Genomic DNA, 17,964 nt, shown 5'->3' with positions numbered 1-17,964 from the left:
GGCCCCCGCGGCAGGTGAACTCCCCCGACGCGGGTCGCGGCCAGCACCCAGGGGGCGCACGGCATCAGGCGCACACCGCAAGTGGCCCCCAATACGCCTGCCCCCAGCAGGCGTTGGCGAAATGCCCGCCGCCCCCGGAGCCGTGTCCGTATTCGCCGACGGAGATCCCGCTCCGGGACGGAATCTGGAGCACACGGACCCGATCTACGACATACGGGCCATCTCGCCCGGGGTGCTGGACGGCCTGCGCGTCACGGACGACACCGGAGCGACGCCGCGCAGCGTGGTGGACGCCGACGGCGGCAGCCCGCCGCGCTGCCGCATGGAACGGAGCAAGCCGGGCGAGACCGTCAGCCTCGTCTCCTACGCGGCACTGCGCAAAGGGGCCCGCGGGACCGGGGCCGACCCGGGCGCCTACGGCGAGGTGGGGGACGGTCTTCACCACCTGTACGACTGCGGCGGCCGGCGCGGGCCGTCCGATGCCTTCCCGGAGGCGATGCCGGGCGAGCGCCGCATGCCGCGCGCGTTCTCGGCGGAGGGCCACGCTCTCGGCGTTCTCGGCGGCCTGCTGCTCGGCGGGACCCGGGAGCGGACAGCCGCCGTCGAGGAGGGCCGCACGGAGGCGTACGCGGACCCGCGCGTGGCGCCGCGCACGTGCGGGCGGTGGAATCCGGCTGCTTCCTCGTCGGGACGCGGCGCGGCGTGCGGGGCGCCCGGCCCCGCACGGCCCGGACGGGCGGGGCGTTCGCCCGGAAGGGGGATGGACAGCGGAATGGCACGGTGCGTAAAGTTGCGTGAAAGCGAGCAGTTTCACGCACTTTCACGCAGAGGCTAAGACCTCAGAACCGGAGGGGTGCCCGCACATGGGCCAGACGTCATACATGGAGCAGGAGTTGCGCAGCCAGCCCGAGACCTGGCGTGCGGCGGCCAGGATCGGCGCGGGAGAGAGCCCGCTCCCGGCGGCAGGAGCACGGGTGGCCGTGATCGGCTGCGGGACCTCGTGGTTCATGGCTCAGGCATACGCCGCTCTGCGCGAGAGCGCCGGCCTGGGCGTGACGGACCCGTTCGCGGCGTCGGAGGCGTTCCTCGGCAAGGCCCGGGGATACGACGCGATCATCGCGATCACTCGTTCCGGCACCACGACCGAGGTGCTGCGCGTCCTGGAGGCCGTCAAGGGCCGCGTCCCGACAGTCACGGTGCTGGGGGACGCGGACACCCCCGCCACCCCCCTGTCGGACGAGACGGTCCCGCTCCCGTTCGCCGACGAGAAGTCGGTGGTGCAGACCCGTTTCGCCACCTCTGCCCTCGCGCTGCTGCGTGCTCACCTGGGCGAGGACCTCGCGAAGGCGGTCCAGGACGCGGAGGCGGCGCTTGAGGTCCCGGTGGAGAAGGAGTGGGTGGACGCCGAGCAGTTCTCCTTCCTCGGCACCGGCTGGACCTACGGCCTCGCCAACGAGGCCGCGCTGAAGATGCGGGAGGCGTCCCAGAGCTGGACGGAGTCCTATCCCGCGATGGAATACCGCCACGGCCCGATAGCGATCGCCGCACCGGGCAGGGTCACCTGGCTGTTCGGCGAGGCCCCGGACGGACTGGAAGGGGACGTCACCGCCACCGGCGCCCGGTTCGTGTGCCACGCGCGTGATCCGCTCGCCGACCTGGTCCTCGTCCAGCGCGTCGCGCTGGAGCGGGCGCGGGCCCGTGGGCTCGACCCGGACAACCCGCGCAGCCTCACCCGCTCGGTGATGCTGGACGGCTGAGCGGCAGCCCGGCCCTCACGGACCCTGACTCCGCCGAGTGGCTGCCGGGGCTCCATACACGGCCCCGGCAGCCCCTGGCGGGGGAGGCTCCTCGCCCCGCACGCCTCACCTCGACCAGGCCCGGCCCCGTCCCAGGCACCGAGCCCAGGGCGATCGCTGTCACCTTCGTCTTCTCTGTCACCCCTGTCGCCCCCGCCCCCCTCCGACTGACCACGCGACAGACCACCGGCCCGACATCCCCGCCCACTCCAGCCGCCGCTCAAGGGAGCCCAGGACCATGCCTCTCGTCTCCACCGCCTCGATCCTCGCCGACGCCCGTGCGGCGGGGTCCGGGGCCGCCGCCTTCAACGTCATCCACCTGGAGACCGCCGAGGCCCTCGTCGCCGCCGCCGACCGGACGGGTACCCCGCTCATCCTCCAGATCAGCGAGAACTGCGTGCGCTATCACGGCAGTCTGCTGCCCCTCACCCGCGCGACCCTGGCCCTCGCCGAGGCGGCGCACACCGGCGTCTCCGTGCACCTGGACCATGTGACCGACGCGGAGTTGGTGCGGCAGGGGGTCGAGGCCGGTGTCGGCTCGGTGATGATCGACGCCTCCACCCTGCCGTACGAGCAGAATGTGAGCACGACGGCGCAGTTGACGTCCTGGTGCCACGAGCGGAATGTGTTCGTGGAGGCAGAGCTGGGCGAGGTCGGAGGCAAGGACGGGGTGCACGCGCCGGGCGTGCGGACGGACCCCGACGAGGCGCGGGAATTCGTGGCCGCCACCGGGGTGGACGCACTGGCCGTGGCCGTAGGCTCGTCCCACGCCATGCGGGAGCGCACCGCGAAGCTGGACCTGGAGCTGATCCGGCGGCTGCGTGCGAAGCTGCCCGTTCCGCTGGTACTGCACGGCTCGTCGGGGGTGCCGGACGAAGAGCTGTGGCAGGCCATCACCGCGGGCATGACCAAGATCAACATATCGACTCACCTGGTGTCGGTCTTCACCCAGGGCCTGCGTAAGGTGCTGGATGCCGACCAAGCGCTCATCGACTCGCGCAAGTACATCGCCCCGGCGCGGGACGCGGTCACGGACGAGGCCGCACGACTCTTGGGGGTTCTCGGGGGCAAGGGAGCGGGGGAAGGAGAGGACGCCGGGTGAAGCGCCACGAGCGGATGAACGCGTTGCTGGAGCTGCTGGGGCAGAGCGGCAGCCTGGAGGTCGAGGAAGCGGCCACAGCGCTGGAGGTCTCGGCGGCGACCATGCGCCGCGACATGGACGCGCTGGCAGAACAGCAGTTGCTCACCCGCACGCGGGGCGGAGCCGTACTGAGCGCCGTGACCTACGACCTGCCGATCCGCTACAAGCGGGGGCACCACACGGCGGCCAAGGAAGCACTGGCCCGGACAGCCGCCGCGATGGTCGAGCGGGGCAGCGTGATCGGCCTGAGCGGCGGTACGACCACCACGGAGATCGCCCGCGCCCTGGCGACCCGCGCCGACCTGGCCGAACCCGGTCCGCAGCCGCATCTGACCATCGTGACCAACGCACTGAACATCGCCAACGAGCTGGCCGTGCGACCACAGATCAAAACGGTACTGACGGGCGGTGTCGCGCACTCCAGAACCTTCGAACTGACCGGCCCCTACAGTGAATTGATGTTGCGTCAGGTCTCGGTCGATCTGGCCTTCATCGGGGCCAACGGGATGGACCCGCAGACCGGCGCCACCGTCCACGACGAGGCGGAGGCGCGTATCAACGGCCTCATGGCGGAGCGGGCCGAGCGGGCGGTGGTGGTCACCGACTCCTCCAAGGTCGGGGTCCGCTGCTTCGCCCGGGTCGGCGGGTCGGAGATCTTCGACACCTTCCTCACCGACACCGGCATCCCGGAACCGGTGCGGCGGGAGTTCGAGGAGTGCGGGCTGCGGGTGGTGCTGGCCGAGGAGGGCCCGGCCGAACCCGGGGACAGAGCGAGTGCCGACCAGCCGGACGAAGGGCGCCGCGCCGACTAGCGGCCGGTTCGCCGACACCGACCGCCGCCCGGGGGCGGGAACAGCTCGGAGCCCCCGCTCCGCCACCGTCGAGGTCCGGAATCGCAGGAGCCGACACGACAAAGGGCCCGGGAACTCCGCCCCTCGCTGGGGCCGGAACCGCCTCACCCGAGCCCCCCAGCCCCGACTCCGCTCTCGGGCCCCAGCCCTGGCTTCGACTTCGGCTTCGGCTTCGGCTTCGGCTCACCCTCGGGCGCGATCGACAGTTTCCTGCGCCCCGGCGCCTGTGCGCTTGTCCTCGGGCTTGCTCTGTGGCGGGACCTGTGACCCGTCTTGGGGCGCCTTCGCACCGCGCGGGAGCAGCAGCGGGGTGGCCAGGAGGAGCACCCCGGCGGCGGCGATCGCGGTGCGGGGGCTGGTGGCGGCGGCGAGCAGGCCCCATACGGCGGTCAGGGCCGCGATGGTGGCACTGCCGCTGACCGACCAGGCGGACAGCACACGGGCCACCCGGTCGGGGGCGGTGTGGTCGAGACGGTAGGTGGCCAGCACCGGGTTGTAGAGGCTGATGCAGGTCACCAGGCCGAGTTGGAGGGCGATGATGAGTACGAGACCGGGGACGCCAGGCTGGACGAAGGCCAGTCCGACCGGCCAGATCACGCGCAGCGTCCCGGCCGTGCACAGCATCCTGCGCTGCCCGAACCGTGCCACGAGCCGGCGCGCGAGGCGGGATCCGATGAGTCCGCCGACGCAGGGAGCCGCGAACGCGAGGCCGTACTGCCAGGGGGCGAACCCGAGGTGATCCACGAGGAGTACGACGAGCAGCGGCTCGGAGACCATGATCAGAGCGTTGACGGCGAGGGCGTTGAAGAACAGCGGACGCAGCGTGGGGTGGGCGAGGATGTGGCGCCATCCTTCGAGGAGTTCGCCCGCACGCGGTCGCGGCGCAGCGGACCGCACGGAACCCCGCGCGGAGTCCCGCTCAGGCGCCGGGTTTCGCTCAGGCGCCGATTCCCGCTGAGGCTCCGCCGCGGATACCCGTGCGTGCCCCCCAGCGGAGCCCCGCGCCCGACTGTACGCGGAGCCCTGCACCCGGCCGTCCCGCACGGGGCCCTCCTCTGTATCTCCCTCCTCCGTATCTCCCCGTGCCGGACTGCCCTGGGCAGGGCCCTCGTCGGAGCTCTCCACGGGGCGGGCGGGGCGCGCCTGGCGCTCGGGGCGTGGTTCCGTTCCGCCGATGGCGCGGAGGCCCAGGGCCGAGAGCAGAAAGCTGAGCGCGTCTGCGACGACGGTCGTCACCGGGCCGAACACCCCCATCGCGGCCCCGCCGAGGGGCGGCCCGAGCGTGGTCGAGGTCCACATGGTGGATTCGAACCGGCTGTTCGCGACGAGCAGGTCCGCCGAGGGCAGCAGCGCCTTCAGGTAGGCGCCGCTGGCCGCTTTGAAGGTGATGTCCGCCCCCGCGGTGACGACGGAGACGACGAGGAGTTGCGCGAAGCTGAGCCGCCCGAACGCGAAGGCGACAGGGATGCTCAGCAGCACCGCGAACCGGGTGAGGTCCATCGCGATCATGACGGGCCGCTTGCGGCGGAACTCCACCCACGGACCGAGCGGCACCGCGAGCACGGCCCCCACGATCCGCCCGGCGGCGGCCAGCGCCGCCACCTGGGCCGGTCCGGAGTGCAGCACGAGGACAGCGATCAGAGGAAAGGCGCCCAGTCCGAACCCGGTGCCGTAGGAGCTGACCGCGTACGCCGCCCACAGCCATCGGAACTCTCTCCCCAGCCGCCGCCTGCCCGCCATGCTCCACGCACCTCTCCCCGTCACCGTCGCCCCATTTCCGCGTCGCCCCTTGGCCGGTCGCACCTCGCACGTCGCGGCGCCGCCCCGGGTCGGACACCCGCACGCCGGCCCCCGGCATCCAAGCGAGAAGCGAGTGGCGAGATCAAACAACCGACGCTCCACCAGGACACAACCATCGGTTGTGCCGATATCCTCGCCGACGTGGATCTCGACGCCGTGCGCACCTTCGTCGCCATCGCGGACGCGGGGCGGTTCCAGGACGCCGCCACCGAACTGTCGGTCACCCAGCAGGCGGTCTCCAAGCGCGTCGCCGCGCTGGAGAAGGGCCTCGGCGTGCGGCTGTTCGCCCGTACCCCGCGCGGAGCACGGCTCACCCTCGACGGGCAGGCGTTCCTGCCCCACGCACGCGATCTCCTGCGGGCCGAAGAGCGGGCGGTGGCCGCTGTGCGTCCCGGGCGCCGGGCGCTGCGCGTCGATGTGATCGGCCGGCGGCTCGCCCCGGCCGCCGTGCTGGGCGACTTCCGTCGCGCCCATCCCGAGGTGGAATTGGACGTCGTGACGCTGTTCGACGCCGACGCGGCCATCGACGCCATCCGGTCCGGCACGATCGACGCGTCCTTCCGTGCCGTCACCATGCCCGGCAGCCGGCTTCCCGACGACGTCACAGCCGTTCGGGCCTTCGACGAGCCCATCCAGCTTCTGACCGGGCCTGCCCACGAGTTGGCCGAAGTCCGCACGGTCGCGCCCGCCGAACTCGCCGGGCACCGGATCTGGATGCCCGGCATCGTGTCCGGAACCGAATGGGCCGCCTTCTACGGTGATCTCGCCGCCGCGTTCGGCCTCACCATCGAGATCACTGGTCCCGACTTCGGCACCGAGCCGCTGCTGGACACTCTCGCCGCCGCCCCGTCACCCGCGACGTTCGTCGGTGAGCGGACGCACCTCGTCTGGCCCGCCGAGCACGGTCTGCGGCGTATCGCCGTACGGGATCCGACGCCGGTCTATCCGCACTCGCTGCTCTGGCACCGCGACAACCCGCACCCGGCGCTCGGCGCGCTCCGTGACCACCTCGGCCCCGCCCGCAACCGCCTCTCCCCCGGTGGCACGACCCGTTCCGGCGCCAGGACCTGGACACCGGCGTGGGTACATCCGGCCCGGCCCGAAGAGCACGACGAGCGCGGCCGGCACGGCCGGTACGACGGGCACGGCCGGTACGACTTGCACCGTCGCGGCGGCCACCGCTGACCGCCGCGCGCCGCCCCCGGCCACTGGCCGTCAGCCGCCCGCCGACGACCGCCGGCCCGGGGGATGTCCGGGCTCCAGCCGCGCGATCCGGCCCTGCTTCCCCGCTGCCCAGCAGCCCAGGTCCGGGGCGCAGTCAACGGTGTCGTAGGAGCCCTTGTCGAAGGTTCTCCAGCTGCGTCCGCCATCCAGCGTGAGGTCCGAGCCGGTGGGGCCGACTGCCAGCGCCGCGTGCCGGGTGCCGGGCAGCCAGCTGACCCCCGAGCGGTATTCGGGAACGGGACGGCGGCTCGGCTTCCATGCCGCACCGCCGTCCCCCGAGGTGGCGGAGGCGTCCGGGGAACGCGCGCCCGGCTCGAAGTCGCCGCCGACGGCCAGGCCGTGGCGCGCGTCGCGGAAGGCGAGCGCGAACACTCCGCGCGCGGGCCCGGCGCCGGGAGGGGGGTCGTGCTCGCGCTCCAGTGGCGGCCCCGGTCGGTGGTGCGGAAGACCCGCGACGCGTCGGCCCCGCCGGTGGCGAACCACGCGTTCCGGCCGCCGGAGCTGGTGAGGCACTGCCCACTCGCCGCGAAGTTCGCCTCGCCCTCGCGCGCGGCGGGCATGCCGTCCGCCGGCAGCCGGTGCCAGCTGTGTCCGCCGTCGCGGGTCGTGAGTGTCCGGAACGTGCCGTTGACCGGATCGCCGACGATCAGCCCGTTGCGCCGGTCGAAGAAGGTGACGCAGTTGTAGAAGGCCGCCGGGTCTTCGTTGCGGAAGGTCTCGCGCCAGTGGGCGCCGCCGTCCTCGGTGCGGAAGACACGCGAGGCGTCCCCTTCGCCGATCGCGAGCACCACGGCGCCGCGCGTACCGAACGTCTCGATGTCGCGGAATTCCAGACCGGCGGCACCGGCCGGTGACACATCGCGCCAGTTCCTGCCGCCGTCCCCGGTGCGCAGTACGGTGCCGCCGCTGCCCGCGACCCAGGCGGACGAGCGGCTCACGGCCGACAGCCCCCGGAACCTGGAGCGGCTCCCGCTGTCCTTGAGCGACCATCCCGGCGACCGCTCAAGCTGCCCGGCGTATCCGGCGGAGTACGTGTGGGCTTGTGTGTCGGCGTGCCTGCCGGAGGACAGTGCGGCGTGCGAGCCGGAGTGCGCTTCCGCACCCGCCCGCGCCGACGCGGGGGCGCTACCGAGCGCGGTGCACACAGCTGCTCCGCACAGTGTGAGAGCCCACAACCGTCTCATCGTCCCCGCCCTTCGCTCGCCCCCAGTCGGCCGCCGTAACCTAGCCCACTACCGCCCCGCCGTCGCCAGCTCTCGCACCCGCGGTGCCAAAATGCGCGATATGGATCAGTTTTCACCGGCTGGAGAGCCAGGGGCTGGACAGTACGTCACCGCGGACGAGGGCGGGACGCAGGCCGAGGAGGCGGCAGCGGACCCGAAGGCGGGTTCGGCAACGGATCCGGCAACGCATCCGACGGCGGGTCCGGTAGCGGGCTCGCCGGCGGCTTCCGCCGTGGGCCGGGCTCAAGGGCCCCTGACGACGGGCGGGGCCAGGTGCGATTTCGATATCGAGTTCGAGACCCGGCACGCGCCGTCGACGGCCGGCACGGCACAGCCCGGCACCGCACAGACCCGACCCGGCACCGCCCAGGCGTGGGCCGCGCTCGGCGGGGACCCCGCGCTCCTGGCCCGTGTCTCGCGCCACCGCCGCCCAGGACTGCTCCCCTCGGCGCTGCCCGTCCTGGAGCTCGCCACCTCCACGGTGGCCGCCTGTTCCCTGGCCGCGGCCGAGTTCTCCTGTGTACGCGCGCGCAGCGCGCTGCTGCCTCCGGTACGCGTGGACGACGGTGCGGTGGCAGCGGCCTTCCACAGCGACCGTCTGATGCGTATCGACGGCAGGGATCCGGTGACCTTCGCGCCGCTCTCCCGCTTCTGGCGCACGGCGGACGGCTGGGTGCGCACCCACGCCAACTACCCCCACCACCGGTCCCGCCTGCTCTCCTCCCTCGGCCAGGCCGACTCCGGCCCCGACGGCGACGAGGCGGCGGGCGAGAGGCTGGCGGCCGTTTTGGCCGAGCGGCCCGCCCAGGCCGTCGAGGAGACCGTGTACGCCGCGGGGGGCCTGGCCGTCGCCGTCCGGACACCGGAGCAGTGGGCGGCGCACCCGCAGCGCGAGGCCGTGGCCACGACGCCGCTCGTGGCGACCAGCCGGCTGGACGCGGCGCCGCCCCTGCCGCTCGACGGGCCGCCCGGGCCCGGGGGGCTGCGGGGGTTGCGCGTCCTGGACCTGACCCGGGTGCTGGCCGGGCCGGTCGCCACCCGCACCCTCGCGCTCCTGGGCGCCGAGGTCCTCCGCATCGACGCGCCGGAGCGGCCCGAGTTGCCGGACACGCACGCGGACACGGACCTGGGGAAGCGTTCGACATTCCTCGACCTGTCCACCCGCGCGGGTCAGGCTACGTTCGAGGAACTTCTGGCCTGGGCCCATGTGGTGGTGACCGGATACCGGCCCGGCGCACTGGACCGTTTCGGGCTGGCACCGGAGTCACTGGCGGACCGCCGCCCCGGCCTGGTGGTCGGCCAGTTGTGCGCCTGGGGAACGGTGGGGCCGTGGCAGCGCAGGCGCGGCTTCGACAGCCTGGTACAGGCGGCCTCCGGCATCGCCCTCATCGAGGCCGAGCACAGGAACGGGGCCCAGCACGGGCGCGGGGCCCAGCGCGGGCGCGGGGCCCAGCGCGGGCACGGCGCCGGGGCTGCCCGGAACCGGGAGAGGGGCAGGGATCTGTCACCGGGCGCGCTCCCGGCACAGGCCCTCGACCACGGCTCCGGCTACCTGCTCGCGGCAGGACTGTTGCGCGCGCTGACCGAGCAGCGCACCGGTACGGCGGGCTCCCGGCTGGTACGGCTCGCCCTGGCGCGTACGGCGCACTGGCTGGTGGAGGAATTGGCGGCGGAACCCGCTTCGGGCGCGGCCGATACGCCCGGGACGGGTGCCGCGTTCGATCCGGCGCCGTGGCTGACAGAGGCCGACAGTCCGCTGGGCCGCCTGCGGTACTCGCTGCCGGCGGTCGCTTTCGGTCCGGCCGATTCCGGCGTACCGGATGCGGTGAATTCCACGCATGCCCCCACCGAGGCGCCGGACATCACGCGCAGTCCCGGGGACTGGACGCGGGTCACCGGTATCGCGGGCGCGGACGAGGCCGCCTGGCTCTGAATCCGCCCGCTCGCAACACCGGGGCCCTGGCGCGGAGTCGGAGACGGAGACGGAGACGGGGGCAGCAGATCGCCGGCGAGCTTCACCGACAACGCGTCGGTGCGGGCCCGGCACGTCACGGCCAGGCAGCGTTCGTCCAGCTCGCCGCAGGCACTCCCCCCGACCGCCCCAACTTGCCCCCTTCAGGCGGTCTTCGCTCCTACGATCCGATTCCGCCGCTCCGTGGTCAGACCCCGCCGGGGAAGCCCAGCATCCACTCGCCCAGCAGCACGAGCACGAAGCCGAGGCCCAGTACCGCTGTCGCGACCCGCGTGCGCCCCCTGCGGCTGAGCACGATGGCCGTACCCGAGAGGATGAGCGCGATGCCGTAGAAGCCCACGGTGAGCACCGAGGGCGCCGACCCCAGACGTATGACCAGAGCGACCGCCACGACGAGCATGACCACGGCGGAGAGCACTATCCGGACGCGCCGCGCCTGGCGGGGAGTCAGGGACGGCCGGTCCTCCTGGCCGTTCCGCTCGCGCACACTCCCGTGCGACTCCTCGTCCCCGTGGCTCTGCCGGCCCCCCCGGCCCTCCCCGTCCTCCTGCCGTCCGGCAACGGCATCCGGTCCGGCCTGCGGCGAGTCGGCCTCCGCCCCAGGGCCGGAAACCGCGGCATCCGGTCCGGTGTCCGACGCATCGATATCCGGTCCTGTATCCGATGACCCGGCGTCCGATCCGGCGTCCGATCCGGCGTCCGGTCCGGCAGTCGATGACTCGCCATCCGTCCGGGCCTTCTCAGAAGCAGCCCGGCCTGCTTCGGCCCTGGCATCCGATCCACCGGGTTCATCCGGCTCGGCGTCCGCTTCCGCTTCCGCGTCGCCAGCGGGCCTCGCCTTCGCGTCACCGCCCGATCCCGCCTTCGCGTCACCGCCCGGCGCCGCGCCCGCGCCCGTGTCCAGCCCGGCATCCGGGCGTGCCTGCGCGGAGGGGTCCGGCCGCGCGCCCGGACGGGGGTTGCCACGGCTGTCACCCGTGGGGGGCTGCGGTTCTCCGTCCGCGTGCGGTTCGTCTTCCGTGCGGACGCGCGGGGCTGGGGAGGAGGGCGAGTTGGCTTCCGGCATGCACGGGAGCGTATCTGCCCCAGGTGTCACACGGCAGCCTCGGCCACCGCTCCCCGCCCGTCACGCCCCGGCCGTCACTCCTCGTTCGCCTGGCCCTTCTTGACGCCCGCCCAGCTGCGCAGTGCGTCCCGGTTGTCGAAATCGCCGAGGTTGGTGTCCACCGGGCTGCTGGTGTACTGGTGGAAGCGCCACCGGTGCTTGATCCCGGGCTCGCCCGGCTTTCCGTTGTAGTGCGCGATCCACAGGCCGTCGCCCGCGAACGAGGTCTTGTCCTTGTTCAGCCAGAAGTCGACGTTGCAGTAGAGCAGGACCTTGTGGCCAGGAGCCTTGTCCTGGACGTACTTGATCCACTCGTCCTTGTCGTCGTTGCCGACCTTCGCGTCCTCCCAGTCCAGCGCGAGGATGTCGCCCGCGGCGAGCTTGATCTTGGAGAGGAAGTAATCGGCCTGCGCTTTCATGCTGCCGGGCCTTACGAAATGGTAAAAGCCGGTGACAAGCCCCGCGTCCCGTCCGGTCTTACGCTGCGCGACCCATTTCGGATTGGTGTAGGACTTGCCTTCCGTGACCTTGATAAAGACAAACTCGAAGCCCCTCGTGCTGTAGTCCTCGGACTGGTAGGAGGAAACATCGGTTCCCTTGATCATAACTTCCGCCGCCCTCTCTGTTCGCTCTCCGGCGATTCCTGATTACGCTTAGATACCCGCTGAGACATGCAGCGTACCTCCGTACACCCTGTGGATATACGGAAGTTGCCGCAGGAGAGGACTGTTGCGGGAGTCGGTAACCGTCGCCCCTCGAAGGGGGGCGCGCACCCCGCACACCTTTTCCCTTCCCTGCCCGATTTCCCCTTCCCTGCCCCCTTCCGCGCGCAAATTCCGCCGACACGTTCCCTTGGCACGTTCCCTTGAAATTTCCTCCGGAAAGGAGGGCGTACCACATGAAGTTCCGTTGTGCGCCACTTCCCGGGGGTTCCGGCCGGGACGGTTTCCCGCGCCTCGGCGCGCGGCGCGGGCCCGCGTCACCATGGACGGCGGCTGAGGACCACCGGAGAGCGGTCGGAGGGCGGTCGGAGGCTTGTCGTCGCGTGTCCGGCCGCACGCGTCCCGCCTTCACCTGAAGTGTCGGCGGATGTCCGGTACGGGAGAATTCGCGGCGCGCGGGGTGAGGGCGCAAGATCGGGTACTGCGACACTTTCCCCGCGGGGCTCCTCGCGGAGATGCGCGGGGAACCCGCAGCGACCGCACGACCGTTTGACGTTACGGAAAGGGATCATCGTGGCCACCACACGCAACGCACACACCGTCTGGAACGGCAATCTCACCGAGGGCTCCGGAGTCGTCACCTTCGTTTCCTCCGGGATCGGCGACTACCCGGTGTCCTGGCCCGCGCGCTCCGAGGAGCCGGGCGGCAAGACCAGCCCCGAGGAACTGATCGCCGCAGCGCATTCGAGCTGCTTCTCCATGGCGCTGTCCAACGGGCTGAACGGCGCGGGTACCCCGCCCACCAAGCTGACGACGCGGGCCGCCGTGACCTTCCAGCCGGGCACCGGCATCACCGGCATCCACCTGACCGTCGAGGGCGAGGTGCCGGGTATCGACCAGGCCGCCTTCACCTCGGCCGCCGAGGACGCGGCCAAGAACTGCCCGGTCAGCCAGGCACTCGCGGGCACCACCATCACCCACGAGGCGAAGCTCGCCTGATCCGCGGGGCCGCCGGCCCCGTCCGTACGGCTCCACACCGTACGAACCCACGGCCATGCGAAACCACGGCCGTGCGAAGCCGACCCGTACGACTCGCTCCGGAGGGCGCCGTGCCGGAACTGCCCGAAGTCGAGGCCCTGAAGGGCTTTTTGAACGAGCGCCTGACCGGCCGCGCCGTCCGCCGCGTCATGCCGGTCGCGGTGAACGTGCTGAAGACGTACGACCCGCCGTTCAGCGCTCTGGAGGGGCGGACGTTCACCGGCGTGACGCGGCACGGCAAGTTCCTGGATCTGGGACTTGAGGAGGGGTCGGAGACGGCGGCCGGGGGCGGCGGCCTGCGGTTGATCATCCATCTCGCCAGGGCGGGCTGGCTGCGGTGGCAGGAAACGCTGCCCGCCGCCCCTCCCCGCCCCGGCAAGGGCCCACTCGCCCTCCGGCTCGAACTGGCCGGAGGGCAGGGCGGGTTCGACCTCACCGAGGCCGGTACACAGAAGCGGCTCGCGGTCCATCTGGTCCGCGAGCCGTCCGAGGTGCCGGGGGTCGCACGGCTGGGCCCCGATCCGCTCGCACCCGAGTTCGACCGTGCGGCCTTCGAGGCGCTCCTGGCCGGCAGACGCCAGCAGATCAAGGGCCTGCTGCGCGACCAGTCGGTCATCTCCGGTGTCGGGAACGCGTATTCGGACGAGATCCTGCACGCCGCCAAGATGTCGCCCTTCAAGCTCGCGGCGGATCTCACCGAGGAGGAGACCGACCGGCTCCACTCCGCGCTCACCAGCACCCTCGGCGCCGCCGTCGAGCGAGCGCGCGGCCTGTCGGCGGCTGAGCTGAAGGCGGGAAAACGGCTCGGGCTGCGGGTGCACGGCCGGGCCGGGGAGCCGTGCCCGGTGTGCGGCGACACGGTCCGCTCGGTCTCCTTCCGTGACTCGGCTCTGGAGTACTGCCCCACCTGTCAGACGGGCGGCAAGCCGCTCGCCGACCGGCGGATGTCACGTCTGCTGAAGTGAGTCCGGTCCGGCCCGGACTCGCCCGGACCGGAGCGGGCCGAAGGAGACGTGTGCAGCCCACCAGCGGGGCTGCGAGACCGCGGGGCCGCACGCGGCGGCGAGGTCCGGCGGAAAGTCCCTTCCCTGCACATCCTGGGCATGCCGCGTCTGGACGACCAGCGGTTCCGGCAGGCCACCGGGCCCCTCCGCAGGGTCGGGGGGTGCCGTCCCGGTCGCCGGCAGTGCGGCGCAGTGTCGCGGGGAGCATCTCGCAGCGACGGTGACGGGGCCGACGGCCGGGATGGCGGCCAGGACGTGCGCGGACAGCACGCTCTGGGTCACGCCGGATGTGGGAGACGCTGCCGGCCTGGCTGCGGGAAGACCTCGGCCGCGACCCCACCCTGGGCGACATCGCCGCGCAGTGCGGAACCAGCACTCGCACCCTGATCCGGCGCTTCCGCAACCAGACGGGCACCACCCCGCTGCAGTGGCCCCACCGGGCCCGCGTCCGCCGGGCACAGCGCCTGCTGGAGACCACCGGGCACCCCGTCGCGCGCGTCGGCCACCAGGTCGGATTCGGCTCGCCCACCACTTTCCGCGACCGTTTCAAGCGCACGACCGGCGTCAGCCCGCAAACCTACCGGCGCACCATCAGCTGACTCGTGATCCTCCTTCGGGGACAACCGGCCACGCTGCCGGGCAGCGGCTGCGGCGCGTCGCCTATGGCTTGCGCAGGACGGCGACCACGTTCTGGCCACCGAAGCCGAAGGCGTTGACCACGGCGGTGTGGACGTCCGTCTTGCGCGCGGTGTGCGCGACGTAGTCCAGGTCGCACTCGGGGTCGGGGGTGTCGAGGTTGACCGTCGGGGGCACGGCGCCGTCCCGCATGGCCAGCGCGGCGACCATGGCCGAGAGCGCTCCGGCGGCGCCGATCATGTGACCCACCATGGATTTGGGCGAGCTGACCAGCAGCCGGTCGGCGTCTTCGCCGAAGACGGCGCGCACGGCCGCGCTCTCCAGCCGGTCGTTGATGCGGGTGGCGGTGCCGTGTGCGCAGATGTAGTCCACGTCGCCGGTAGTGGCGTGCGCGGCGCTCAGGGCGCGGCGCATCGCCGTCTCGGCGTGCCCGCCCGAGGGGTGCGGCGCGCTCACATGGAAGGCGTCGGAGGTGAGCGCCCCGCCGCTGATCTCCAGGTAGGGGCGCGCGCCGCGCGCCGCCGCGTGTGCGGCCGACTCGACGACGAAGACCACCGCGCCCTCGCCGAACACGAAGCCGTCCCGGTCCGCGTCGAACGGGCGGCTGGCGTGCTCGGGTTCGTCGTTGCGGGTCGAGAGGGCGCCCATGGTGCTCAGTCCGGTGAACATCACCGGGGTGATCGCCGAGTCCGTGCCGCCGGCCAGCACGAGGTCGGCCTCACCGGCGAGGATCGTCCTGCGGGCCTCCAGCAGCGCGTGGATGCCGCTGGCACAGGCGAGGGCCGAGGCGTTGACGGGGCCGTGCGCGCCGAGGTCGATGGCGACCTCGCAGGCGGGCATGTTGGGGAGCACGGAGGAGACGAAGTACGGGCTGACCTTGCGGGGGTCCTCGTGCATCCGGCCGGTGGCGGTTTCGATGCCGGGGAAACCGGCGACGGCGCTGTTGACCTGGACGCCGACCCGGGCTCCGGGGTCGCCGTCGAGGGTGAGTCCGGCGTCTTCCACGGCCTCACGCGCCGCGACGACGGCGTACTGCGAGAAGCGTTCGGAGCGGCGGAGCCGTTTGCGGTCGAAGTGGTCCTCGGGGGTGAAGTTCTTGACCTCGGCGGCGATGCGGGTGGGCAGGCCCGCTGGGTCGAACCGGGTGATTCCGGCCACGCCGGAGGTTCCCGACAGGAGGGCCTGCCATGAGGATTCCCGGTCGTTGCCGACGGGGGTGAGGGCGCCGATTCCGGTGACCACCGCGGTGGTGGTGCTGGGGTGGTGGGACACGTTTCTGCTTTCGTTGTCGCTGTCGCGGTGTGGGCCCGGCCGTCTCCCGCTGCTCGCACAGGCTTCCTGCGCACAGGCTCCTCCCCCGGCTCCGGCCGGGTGGGGGCCGGGTGCGGGTCGCCCGGGCGGGCGGCAGGGGCCGGGGTCAGGTGCTCAGGCGGTAGGCGGCGCTCAGAGCTTCGGAGGTGGCGCGGACGGCGTTGACACCGTCCGCGTCCCGTGCGCCGCCCACCGTCTCGTACGGCACGCCCGCCGCACGCAGTGCGGGCTCCAGGCCCCGTTCGCGTTCCTGTCCGGTGGCGAAGACCACCGAGTCGGCCCGCAGCAGCCGGTCGGCGCCGTCCGTGTCGCGGACCAGGATGCCCTCGGGTGTGATCTCGCGGTACTCGACGCCGGTGACCATCTCCACGCCGTGGGAGCGCAGTTGGGAGAGGATGACCCAGCGGGTGCTGGGCCCGGTGCCGGCGCCGATGCGGGGGCCGCGCCGTACGAGGGTGAGGAGCCGCGCGCGGGCGGGGGGCGGCGGGGGCGCGGGCGCCGTGGACAGGCCGTGTGCCGTCAGACCGTATTTCTCCAGGAATGCCTCGGGGTGGCCGGTGCGGGCGCCGGTCAGCAGGTGTGCGAGGTCCATGGCGATGCCGCCGCCGCCCAGCAGGACGACCCGCTCTCCCAGGGATTCGGGGGCGGCGAACGCCTCTTGGTAGGTGAGGGTGTGCAGCAGCGGCCAGCCGGGGATGTCGGGGAGCCGGGGCTGTACTCCGGTCGCCAGGACGGCTCCGTCGAAGCGCCGCAGTTCCGCCACATCGCCCAGGCCGAGCCGTCGGCCGAGGTGGATGCGTACCCCGAGGCGGGCCAGTTCGGCCGTGTAGTAGCGCACGGTCGCGCCGAAGTCCTCCTTTCCGGGGACTTGGCGTGCCAGCCGGAACTGCCCTCCCAACTCCTTTGCGGCCTCGAACAGTTCGACCCGGTGGTCGAGTTCGGCCAGCGCCCGTGCCGCCTCCAGCCCGGCGGGGCCGCCGCCGATGACGGCGTAGGAGCGCGGGGTGCGGGCCGGGCGCCGGGGATAGTCCAGTTCGTGTCCGGCGCGCGGGTTGACCAGGCAGGAGACGCGCTCTTCGCCGAAGGACCTGTCGATGCACGCCTCGTTGCAGGCGAGGCAGATGTTCACGAGGTCGCCCCGGCCCGCGCGGGACTTGGCGAGCAGTCCGGGGTCGGCGAGGAAGGGCCGGGCCATGGACACGAAGTCGATGCCGCCGCGCAGCAGGCTCTCGGCCTGTTCGAGCCGGTTGACGCGGTTCGAGGCGATGACGGGGACATCGGGGTGTCCGGCGGCGCACAGCGCCTTCTTGACAGCTTCGGCGTAGCAGGCCCAGGTCCCCGGCGGGACCGCGGACTGGACGGTGGGCACCCGCGACTCGTGCCAGCCCACGCCGACGTCGAGCGCCGCCGCGCCGCCCTCGGCGAGCGCGACCGCGAACGCGTCGGTCTCCTCCTGGCCCGGGCCGCCGGGCATCAGGTCGGCGCCGGACATCCGGAACAGGACGGGGAAGTCGTCGCCCGCCGCCTCCCGTACGGCGCGCAGCACCTCCAGCGGGAAGCGGCGGCGGCGCTCCGGGTCACCGCCCCAGGCGTCCGTGCGCACGTTGGTGACCGGGGAGAGGAACTGGTTGAGCAGGTAGCCCTCGGAGGCCATCACCTCCACCGCGTCGTAGCCGAGCGCGCGTGCGGTCGCGGCGGCGCGGGCGAAGTCCCCGACGGTGCGCAGGATGTCGTCCTCGGTCATCTCGCGGGGCGTGGTGCGCGAGAAGCGGCTGTACACCGGCGAGGGCGCCAACGGAGCGGTGCCGGTGCCGGTCGGGAGTGCGTAGCGGCCGGCGTGGAAGAGCTGGAGGGCGATGGTGCCGCCCTCGTCGTGGACGGCGCGGGCGGCGCGGCGCAGCGCCGGGTGGTGGGCGGCGTCGTTGACCAGGCTGTATCCGGGGCCGCCCGCGGCGACGGGGCTGACGGCCGAGCCGCCGGTGACGATGAGTCCGGGGCCGCCGCGGGCGCGTTCGGCGTAGAAGGCGGCGAGCGCGGCTCCGCCGTCGTCCAGCGCCTCCAGGTTGAGGTGCATCGCCCCCATCACGAGGCGGTTCGCGACCTTCAGCGAGCCGATCGCGCCGGGACGCAGGACGTGCGTGAACACGCGGGACTCCTCACTGTGTGCGGGCCGGTGTGCCGGGCCCGCCCGCCCGGCGGGG

The 17,964-nt window shown here is 72.7% G+C and carries 13 protein-coding genes and 2 pseudogenes; 9 read left to right on the top strand and 6 right to left on the bottom strand.

What is annotated here, in order from left to right:
• The first annotated feature begins 142 nt into the window (after positions 1-142).
• The 4 genes from ABD339_RS11700 to ABD339_RS11685 all read left to right on the top strand — a co-directional run bounded on the left by ABD339_RS11700 (position 143) and on the right by ABD339_RS11685 (position 3,749).
• Positions 143-835, top strand: coding sequence for a DUF1203 domain-containing protein (locus ABD339_RS11700; protein WP_344564969.1), 693 nt, complete (start codon positions 143-145; stop codon positions 833-835).
• Positions 836-863: 28 nt separating this feature from the next.
• Entirely contained in the window at positions 864-1,757 is an 894-nt protein-coding gene (locus tag ABD339_RS11695; protein WP_344564967.1) for an SIS domain-containing protein, read from the top strand.
• 277 nt (positions 1,758-2,034) lie between these two features.
• Positions 2,035-2,898, top strand: coding sequence for a class II fructose-bisphosphate aldolase (locus ABD339_RS11690; RefSeq protein ID WP_344564965.1), 864 nt, complete (start codon positions 2,035-2,037; stop codon positions 2,896-2,898).
• Positions 2,895-3,749 carry a DeoR/GlpR family DNA-binding transcription regulator gene (locus ABD339_RS11685; protein WP_344564963.1) on the top strand — a complete coding sequence of 285 codons (855 nt, stop codon included), beginning with the start codon at positions 2,895-2,897 and terminating at the stop codon, positions 3,747-3,749. The genes ABD339_RS11690 and ABD339_RS11685 overlap by 4 nt, the downstream gene beginning before the upstream one ends.
• A 222-nt stretch (positions 3,750-3,971) precedes the next feature.
• Here ABD339_RS11685 and ABD339_RS11680 read toward each other — a convergent pair whose 3' ends face one another.
• On the bottom strand, positions 3,972-5,528 hold the full coding sequence (locus ABD339_RS11680; RefSeq protein WP_344564961.1) for an MFS transporter: 1,557 nt from the start codon (positions 5,526-5,528) through the stop codon (positions 3,972-3,974).
• A gap of 201 nt (positions 5,529-5,729) precedes the next feature.
• Here ABD339_RS11680 and ABD339_RS11675 point away from each other — a divergent pair, with 201 nt between their 5' ends.
• Positions 5,730-6,773 carry a LysR family transcriptional regulator gene (locus ABD339_RS11675; RefSeq protein WP_344564959.1) on the top strand — a complete coding sequence of 348 codons (1,044 nt, stop codon included), beginning with the start codon at positions 5,730-5,732 and terminating at the stop codon, positions 6,771-6,773.
• 30 nt (positions 6,774-6,803) lie between these two features.
• Here the strand turns inward: ABD339_RS11675 and ABD339_RS11670 are convergent.
• Positions 6,804-7,996 (bottom strand): annotated as a pseudogene (locus tag ABD339_RS11670) (WD40/YVTN/BNR-like repeat-containing protein).
• 100 nt (positions 7,997-8,096) lie between these two features.
• On the opposite strand from ABD339_RS11670, the gene ABD339_RS11665 reads away from it, so the two are divergent.
• Complete coding sequence (locus tag ABD339_RS11665; RefSeq protein ID WP_344564957.1) at positions 8,097-9,968, top strand: CoA transferase; 1,872 nt, start codon at positions 8,097-8,099, stop codon at positions 9,966-9,968.
• A 226-nt stretch (positions 9,969-10,194) separates the two neighbouring features.
• Here the strand turns inward: ABD339_RS11665 and ABD339_RS11660 are convergent, their stop codons facing one another.
• Positions 10,195-10,494 carry a hypothetical protein gene (locus tag ABD339_RS11660; protein ID WP_344564956.1) on the bottom strand — a complete coding sequence of 100 codons (300 nt, stop codon included), beginning with the start codon at positions 10,492-10,494 and terminating at the stop codon, positions 10,195-10,197.
• A 653-nt stretch (positions 10,495-11,147) separates the two neighbouring features.
• A complete protein-coding gene (locus ABD339_RS11655; protein WP_344564955.1) occupies positions 11,148-11,717 on the bottom strand; it encodes a glycoside hydrolase family 25 protein in 570 nt (189 codons plus the stop codon).
• Between the two features lie 630 nt (positions 11,718-12,347).
• Between ABD339_RS11655 and ABD339_RS11650 the strand changes: the two genes are divergently transcribed.
• From ABD339_RS11650 to ABD339_RS11640, 3 genes and pseudogenes are all read left to right on the top strand, one after another.
• Entirely contained in the window at positions 12,348-12,773 is a 426-nt protein-coding gene (locus ABD339_RS11650) for an OsmC family protein (protein WP_344564953.1), read from the top strand.
• A 110-nt stretch (positions 12,774-12,883) separates the two neighbouring features.
• The gene (locus ABD339_RS11645; protein WP_344565087.1) at positions 12,884-13,777 is read left to right on the top strand and encodes an Fpg/Nei family DNA glycosylase; all 894 of its coding nucleotides are present in this window, start codon (positions 12,884-12,886) and stop codon (positions 13,775-13,777) included.
• 332 nt (positions 13,778-14,109) lie between these two features.
• Positions 14,110-14,415 (top strand): annotated as a pseudogene (locus ABD339_RS11640) (helix-turn-helix domain-containing protein); the annotation flags it as partial.
• A 61-nt stretch (positions 14,416-14,476) separates the two neighbouring features.
• Here ABD339_RS11640 and fabF read toward each other — a convergent pair.
• Positions 14,477-15,694, bottom strand: coding sequence for a beta-ketoacyl-ACP synthase II (fabF, locus tag ABD339_RS11635; RefSeq protein WP_344565081.1), 1,218 nt, complete (start codon positions 15,692-15,694; stop codon positions 14,477-14,479).
• Positions 15,695-15,869: 175 nt separating this feature from the next.
• On the bottom strand, positions 15,870-17,909 hold the full coding sequence (locus ABD339_RS11630) for an oxidoreductase (protein ID WP_344564950.1): 2,040 nt from the start codon (positions 17,907-17,909) through the stop codon (positions 15,870-15,872).
• Positions 17,910-17,964 lie beyond the last annotated feature (55 nt).

Source organism: Streptomyces axinellae, from assembly GCF_039532135.1.
GTDB lineage: Bacteria > Actinomycetota > Actinomycetes > Streptomycetales > Streptomycetaceae > Streptomyces > Streptomyces axinellae.
This window is presented reverse-complemented; position numbering and strand designations above follow the sequence as displayed.